The sequence below is a fragment of the Bacillus stratosphericus genome (assembly GCF_020524495.1).
Taxonomy (GTDB): domain Bacteria; phylum Bacillota; class Bacilli; order Bacillales; family Bacillaceae; genus Bacillus; species Bacillus stratosphericus_B.
In genome coordinates this window covers 99,815-106,762 of sequence record NZ_JAIVLB010000005.1, presented here as the reverse complement: position 1 = coordinate 106,762, position 6,948 = coordinate 99,815, and the positions used below count along the sequence as shown (strand labels likewise).

Sequence of the window (6,948 nt, the reverse complement as noted above, 5' to 3'; positions counted from 1 at the left end):
TGGATAACTCACTCTTGTCCCCATAGAAAAAACACCTCCATGTTTTATTTCGGATCACAACGGTCCGTTTTCAAACTTGAAGGTGTTTTTTATTTGTCTCATCTTAGGGGGTCAGTCCCGCACTGATTTCCAGGGGGTTTTTTATTATCCAAAACGTCCAGATATATAATCATTCGTCCTTTGATCGTTTGGCTCTGAGAACATCACATTCGTATCATTGACCTCAACAAGCTCGCCCATCAAGAAAAAGGCTGTTCGATCTGAAACCCTTGCCGCCTGCTGCATATTGTGTGTGACAATGGCAATCGAGTATTTTTCTTTCAGTTTCATAATCAATTCTTCAATCTTTAAAGTTGAAACAGGATCAAGCGCTGATGTGGGTTCATCCATTAATAGGATGTCTGGGCTTGTGGCAATCGCTCTTGCGATACAAAGACGCTGCTGCTGACCGCCGGAAAGACCTAATGCAGGCGCACTTAAACGATCTTTCACTTCATCCCAAAGAGCGACATCACGAAGCGCTTTTTCAGCGATTTCTTTCAATTGCTGCTTGCTCTTCACACCATGAATTCTTGGGCCATATACGACATTATCAAAGATAGACTGAGGGAATGGATTCCCTTTTTGAAACACCATTCCCACGTTTTTACGTAGTTCAACTAAATCGACACGGCCTTTTAAGATGTTTTCACCGTTATACATCATATCCCCTGTGATTTTCACACCTGGCACTGTTTTGACCATGAGATTTAAAGTTTTAATAAATGTTGACTTCCCGCAGCCTGAAGGGCCGATAATCGCTGTGACTTCATGCTTCCTAATGGCTAAGTCGATATGTTTCAGTGCATGATGCTCCCCATACCAAAGGTTCATATCATGCACACGAAACACTTCTTTTGCTGCTGTTTCAGTTGCTACTGCATTCATCAAAATCCACCCGCCTTATCCAAATCGACCATTGATATAGTCTTCTGTTTTTTGCTGCGCAGGACGTGTAAAGATACGTTCAGTGGCATCATATTCCACTAGATCACCGTTCAGGAAAAAGGCCGTATGATCAGATACACGTAACGCCTGCTGCATGTTGTGTGTGACAATGACGATGGAATAATCATTTTTTAATTCTGTCAATAGCTCTTCAATTTTTGCATTTGAGATTGGGTCTAGGGCAGAAGCTGGTTCATCTAATAGAAGCACACTCGGTTTCATCGCAAGAGTACGTGCAATACACAGACGCTGCTGCTGACCACCTGATAATGACAATGCAGAGCGGTGCAGACGATCTTTGACCTCATCCCATAACGCTGCTTTTGTTAAGCTTTCCTCTACTGCATCATCAAGCACTGATTTTCTTTTTTCACCCGCATACTTTAACGCATGGGTAATGTTATTGTAGATCGATTTTGGGAATGGATTTGGCTTTTGAAAGACCATCCCGATTTCTCTTCTTAAATTCACCACATTAATGCGATCATCAAGAATGTTCAACCCTTCGTACATGATCGCGCCTTCACTTCTCGCACCTGGAATCAGGTCGTTCATTCGGTTAATGCTGCGTAAAAAAGTTGATTTCCCGCAGCCTGAAGGGCCGATTAAAGCGGTAATGGCGTTCTTTTCAATTTCGAATGAAATTTGATTAACTGCACTTTTTTCACCATAATAAATACTTAAATCCTGCACCTGTAAAATTTGTTCCGCCTGAAGTGGAGCCTTTTTTGCTGCAATCTCTTTTTTCTCTGCGAGCATTTGAACCATATCCCCTTCACACCTCTCTCAATTTATTTTGACGTAAGCTTCTTATGAATAAATGAACCAAGCCATCTAGCTGCTAAGTTAAAAAGTAGAACTGAAAGCACAAGTACGGCTGAAGCACCATTTGCAATGGCCTCTGCATCAGGAATGATCCCTTGTGTATTGACGTTCCAAATATGAACGGCCAACGTTTCTGCCGGTCTAAAAATATTTAGTGGTGACGTATCGGAGAAAGGATTCCAGTTCGTAAAATTAAGCCGTGGTGTTGTCAGACCTGCTGTGAAAAGAAGTGCTGCCGCCTCACCAAAGACTCTTCCTGATGCTAAAATAGCGCCAGTAATAATAGACGGAATTGCGCCTGGAATAAGAACGGTCTTGACTGTGTGCCACTTTGTCACACCGAGTGCAAGTGATGCTTCCTTTTGATCCTTGGGTACTGAACGAATCGCGTCTTCTGTTACCCTGACCATCACTGGTAAGTTAAACACAGTGAGCGCAAGAGCTCCTCCAATGATCGTATAACCCCAGCCTGTTAAATTAACAAACATCAGTAAACCAAACATACCAATGACGATTGATGGTAGTGACGATAGCACTTCAATACATGTACGAATAAAATCCGTGACTTTGTTTTGAGGTGCATACTCAGCCATATACACTCCGCCACCGACGCCAAGTGGAACAGTGATCATCATTGTAATAAACAGAATGTAAAACGAGTTAAACAGTTGATCTCGAATTCCGCCGCCAGACCCAATCGCACTTGAGCGTGTTGTCAGAAAATCAAAATTTAATTCTTTTGCACCGTTGAAAATGATATAAGAAAACAAACCAACAAGTATTGCGGTAATAATGGCGGCACATAATCCAAAAACAAACGTGGCAAAACGATCCGTCATTTTACTATTCATTAAATCTTCCTCCTAGACGATAAGTATCTGATCATGAGTATAAACATAAATGATACAACTAGAAGGACAAGTCCCATTGACCAAAGTGTATTATTTTCAACACTTCCATACGTAGTGTGACCCATGTTTAACGTAATAATGGTTGTTAAGGTACCAGCTGTGTCCATAATGCTCTCTGGTAGATTACGCGTGTTTCCAATGACCATCTGAACGGCAAGTGCTTCTCCAAATGCTCTAGCCATCCCAAGTACGACCGCTGTCATTAATGTCGGAAGAGCTGCCGGTACTAGAACACGTCTGATCGTTTGCCATCTTGTTGCTCCTAATGCATACGATCCCTCACGTAAACTTTTTGGAAGTGAAGCCATTGCATCAGTGGCAATGGATGTAACAGTAGGCAGAATCATAATAGACAGGACAATCGTTGCTGCTAAAACACTATGCCCTGAGCCGCTTGACTTAAAGTGTCCAATAAACGGCACCAATACTGTAAGACCTATGAATCCGTAAACTACGGATGGAATCCCTACAAGCAATTCAATGACTGGTTGGAGAATTTTCCGTCCCCATGCAGGTGCAATTTCCGTCATAAAGATCGCTCCTGCGATGCCTAGCGGTGCTGCAATGAGTGCCGATAGGAGCGTGACGGCGATTGATCCAAAAATAAATGGAAACGCGCCGTATTGCGGGTTTTCTGCTGTTGGGTTCCAATTGATACTGGTTAAGAACTCAATTGGGCTTACACCATTTACGATGAAAGATTGTAAACCCTTAATGCCAAGGAAGATCGTGATGGCGATCGATACAGCAATCATTAAGAAAGCGCAAAATCTCACCAAAATACTTCCTATTACTTCATCCATTTGCCTATTTTTCTTCGAGCTGATCAGTCGATCGCTCGCTTCTGTATGTTCTATCTGTTTCATCTTTTTCTACACTCCTATGAATGTCATAAAAGGAAAAGTGAAAAGTTCCACTTTTCCTTCATCATCAATTCAAGACCTCTTACTTATCTGTTTGTTTGCCTGTTGCATCTCTTTCTACTTGCATATTAGAGACTGAGATGTAGCCTTGGTCTTTGATAATTTCTTTTTGTACTTCGTCACTCATTAGGTAATCTATAAATTGTTTTGTTAGACCTTCTGGCTCACCTTTTGTATAAGAGTGCTCGTATGCCCAAATTGTATATTTACCGCTTTCTACATTGCTTTCTTCCGGTTTCACCCCATCAATGCTAAGCGGTGTAATGTTGTCATCTGTTAAATAAGAGAATGCTAGGTATCCAATCGCACCTGGTGTTTCTGCAATCAGTTTTTTCACTGTGTTTGAAGAATCTTCTGTGATTCCTTCTGCAGGAGTTTCACCATCAAGTGCATATTTCACAAATGTTGCACGCGTTCCTGAAGAATCAGGTCTGTTGACAAGTGTGATTTTTTGGTCTTTCCCACCAAGCTCTTTCCAGTTTTTGATTTTGCCAGTAAAGATTTTTTTCAATTCGTCCTTTGTGATGTCTTTGACACCAACTTCAGGGTTTACAGCTGCTGCCATTCCAACAACTGCCACTTTGTGGTCTTTTAAAACGTTTGCGTCGATTCCGTCTTTCTCTTCTGCGAATACATCTGAGTTACCAATTTGTACAGATCCTTCAGATACTTGAGAAAGGCCTGTTCCTGAACCGCCGGCTTGTACTTGAATATCGGCTTTTGGATGTTTATCCATGAATTTTTCTGCTGCCGCAAGAACTAAAGGCTGCATCGCAGATGATCCTGAGATGGTAATGGAACCTGATGCCTCATCTTTGTTTGAAGCATTTTCTTTACTGTCTTTTGAATCATCGCTTGAGCTGCTGTTTCCGCATGCTGTGACGAATGCTAACAATGCGATAGTAAGGAAAGTAAGCAGCCATAATTTGTTCTTTTTCATTTCAAGAATACCCCCTGAATAATTTGTCCTACGAGTAATACATTAAAGGTTTTTTATTAATTTCGTTTAAATGGAATGTTAAGTTTTTGTAAATGCCGAAGATTTGTAGAGATCTTGCGGAGTTTTTTATGTTTTTTGTCAATTTGAATCGAAAAGTTTGAAGAAAACATAAAAAAATCGCCCACAAAAAGTGAGCGTTTTTACCTATGAAAGGTCTAGTTATTTGTTTCTGCTTCATTTTCAATTTTATTTTTATTTTTTGCTTGTGTATCATCGCTTTCCTGTTTCGATTTCAGTTCAAAGTATTTGTCTAATACTTGTTCACCAATGTCATTCGTAATCGAATAACGCTGGTTGTAGTCTTGATACACCCACGGGACAACGACCGAAATGGCCACTTCTGGATTATCAGCAGGCGCATATGCAACAAGTGTTGTGTTATACGTCTGTGTGCCGCGTTTGCTTTTAATTGGGCCGTCATAGAACGATTGAGCGGTCCCTGTCTTTCCAGCTGGATTATAATTTTTGTTGCCAAAGTTCGAATACGCTGTTCCTCTTGGGTTTTGCATAACAAGTTTGAACCCTTGCTGTACCCGCTTGATCTCATCACTTGTCATATCCAGCTTATTCAAAACATCCGGTTTAACAGATTCGGTCACAGCGCCAATGCCGCGCTGCGGATCTGGCTCTCTGACTTCTTTTACAAGCTGCGGACGTAAACGGTAACCGCCATTTGCAATCGTTGAGACGTATTGCGCCATTTGCAGCGGAGTAAACGTGTCGTATTGTCCAATCGCATAGTCAAGTAAGAGACCAGATTGTGTAGACGTTCCTCGATAGCCAGTTGCTTCGTTCGGAAGATCAATACCTGTTTTGACTCCAAGACCAAATTTACTGAAATTATAGCGGAACGTATCAAATGCTTTCGTATCAATTGGGAGCGGCTGATTCTTCCGATATTCCCCTTTCCCAATCGCAATCGCTGTTTTGAACATATAAACGTTTGACGAACGCTCTAGTGCAGTTAAATCATTAATGAGTCCCATATTTTGATAGGATTTCTTTGGCGGTGATTGCGCGATATAGAGAGGTTCATCATACTGGGTGCTTCCAATATGAATGACGCCTGTTTTATATCCTGTCAGTACTGTTGCTCCTTTCACTGCTGATCCCATTGCATAAGAAGATGTCATGGATCCTAATGCATAGTCATCGAATTTGTATTTTCCATTTTTGTTTGTAATCTGCTTACCTGCAATAGAGAGAACCTCTCCATTTCTCGGATCCATCATGACCACAAACGCACGATCAAGAAGCTCTGTTCCACCTCGTTGCTTCGCACTTCTCAAATTCTTTTCAATGATTTTTTCGACCTCTTTTTGCAGCTGAATATCAATGGTAAGCACGAGGTCTTTCCCGCTTTTCCCTTCTGTTAAGACTTTAGAGCTTGTGACATTACCCTCTTTATCGGTTGTATTCTGTTCTTTTTCTTTTTGACCTTGCAATACATCTTCATATTGATATTCAAGATAGCTTTTTCCTACACGGTCATTTCGGCTGTAGCCTAGTGACAGATAATGTTCAAGCAGCGATTGCGGAAGGCCTTCATCACTTGAAGACACACTACCGAGCATACTGCGGAGCAACCCTTTATATGGATAACTGCGCATCCAGTCTGTTGTGACATCAACGCCTGGCAGCTCGTCCAAATGCTCTGAGACGTAAGCAATTTCGCTTGGCTTCACATCTTCATTTTTGATGAATTGAGGTGTAAGCGCATAGCCTGCATCCATCTGTCTTTTAATCGCAAGCACTTGCAAATCTTTTTTCGTCAGCTGATTTAATTCCTTGTCTGTGATGCGTTTAAGTTGAAGTTCGTATAGTTTATCATCAGAGAGCTTATCGTCACCCTTTAATTCTGATTCCTTTTGAACAAGCTTTTTGGCTTCATTCGGATGCGTTAAGATCCAAAAATCTTTTTTATCACGATCTGTGACTTTTTTCGTACTCACATGAATCATATCCGCTAATTTTGTTGCCACTTTGAGTCGCTCTTCTTGTGATGTCGTCGAGGTTCTCGTATATGTAATGGCATTTAGCGCTTTATTGCTGACGATCGTGTTATAGTTTCGATCATAAATTTTTCCGCGCGGAGCAGATGAGCTGACATTCACATCATTTTGTTTCTCTGCCTGCTTTTTATAATCTTCTCCATTGACAATTTGCACAAAACCGAGTCTGACCACAACACCGGTAAAAATTATGAATGCAGCTAAAAATAATAAATTTAACCGAATCGGAAGTGTTTTGCGCCCTTCCTTCGCATCTTTTTTGTTTTTCTTGTTTCTCATCACATCACCTT

The 6,948-nt window shown here is 41.2% G+C and carries 6 protein-coding genes; all 6 read right to left on the bottom strand.

Annotated features, from left to right (window positions below; translation table 11 throughout):
* Positions 1 to 144 precede the first annotated feature (144 nt).
* Positions 145 to 927 (bottom strand): phosphate ABC transporter ATP-binding protein PstB, encoded by a 783-nt coding sequence (gene pstB / locus LC033_RS03425; RefSeq protein ID WP_226566863.1) that lies wholly within the window; start codon positions 925 to 927, stop codon positions 145 to 147.
* Between the two features lie 15 nt (positions 928 to 942).
* On the bottom strand, positions 943 to 1,755 hold the full coding sequence (gene pstB / locus LC033_RS03420) for a phosphate ABC transporter ATP-binding protein PstB (protein WP_376776395.1): 813 nt from the start codon (positions 1,753 to 1,755) through the stop codon (positions 943 to 945).
* Between the two features lie 23 nt (positions 1,756 to 1,778).
* Positions 1,779 to 2,663, bottom strand: coding sequence for a phosphate ABC transporter permease PstA (pstA, locus tag LC033_RS03415; RefSeq protein WP_226566862.1), 885 nt, complete (start codon positions 2,661 to 2,663; stop codon positions 1,779 to 1,781).
* Complete coding sequence (gene pstC / locus LC033_RS03410; RefSeq protein WP_226566861.1) at positions 2,663 to 3,589, bottom strand: phosphate ABC transporter permease subunit PstC; 927 nt, start codon at positions 3,587 to 3,589, stop codon at positions 2,663 to 2,665. The genes pstA and pstC overlap by 1 nt, the downstream gene beginning before the upstream one ends.
* Before the next feature lie 79 nt (positions 3,590 to 3,668).
* Entirely contained in the window at positions 3,669 to 4,586 is a 918-nt protein-coding gene (locus LC033_RS03405) for a phosphate ABC transporter substrate-binding protein (protein ID WP_226566860.1), read from the bottom strand.
* Positions 4,587 to 4,801: 215 nt separating this feature from the next.
* On the bottom strand, positions 4,802 to 6,937 hold the full coding sequence (locus LC033_RS03400) for a peptidoglycan D,D-transpeptidase FtsI family protein (RefSeq protein ID WP_264188617.1): 2,136 nt from the start codon (positions 6,935 to 6,937) through the stop codon (positions 4,802 to 4,804).
* Between the last annotated feature and the right edge of the window lie 11 nt (positions 6,938 to 6,948).

Bases quoted from the DNA above. Each gene is read 5' to 3' on its own strand.
- pstB (WP_226566863.1), bottom strand. From the start codon at position 927: ATGAATGCAGTAGCAACTGAAACAGCAGCAAAAGAAGTGTTTCGTGTG.
- pstC (WP_226566861.1), bottom strand. From the start codon at position 3,589: ATGAAACAGATAGAACATACAGAAGCGAGCGATCGACTGATCAGCTCG.
- LC033_RS03405 (WP_226566860.1), bottom strand. From the start codon at position 4,586: ATGAAAAAGAACAAATTATGGCTGCTTACTTTCCTTACTATCGCATTG.
- LC033_RS03400 (WP_264188617.1), bottom strand. From the start codon at position 6,937: ATGAGAAACAAGAAAAACAAAAAAGATGCGAAGGAAGGGCGCAAAACA.
- pstB (WP_376776395.1), bottom strand. From the start codon at position 1,755: ATGGTTCAAATGCTCGCAGAGAAAAAAGAGATTGCAGCAAAAAAGGCT.
- pstA (WP_226566862.1), bottom strand. From the start codon at position 2,663: ATGAATAGTAAAATGACGGATCGTTTTGCCACGTTTGTTTTTGGATTA.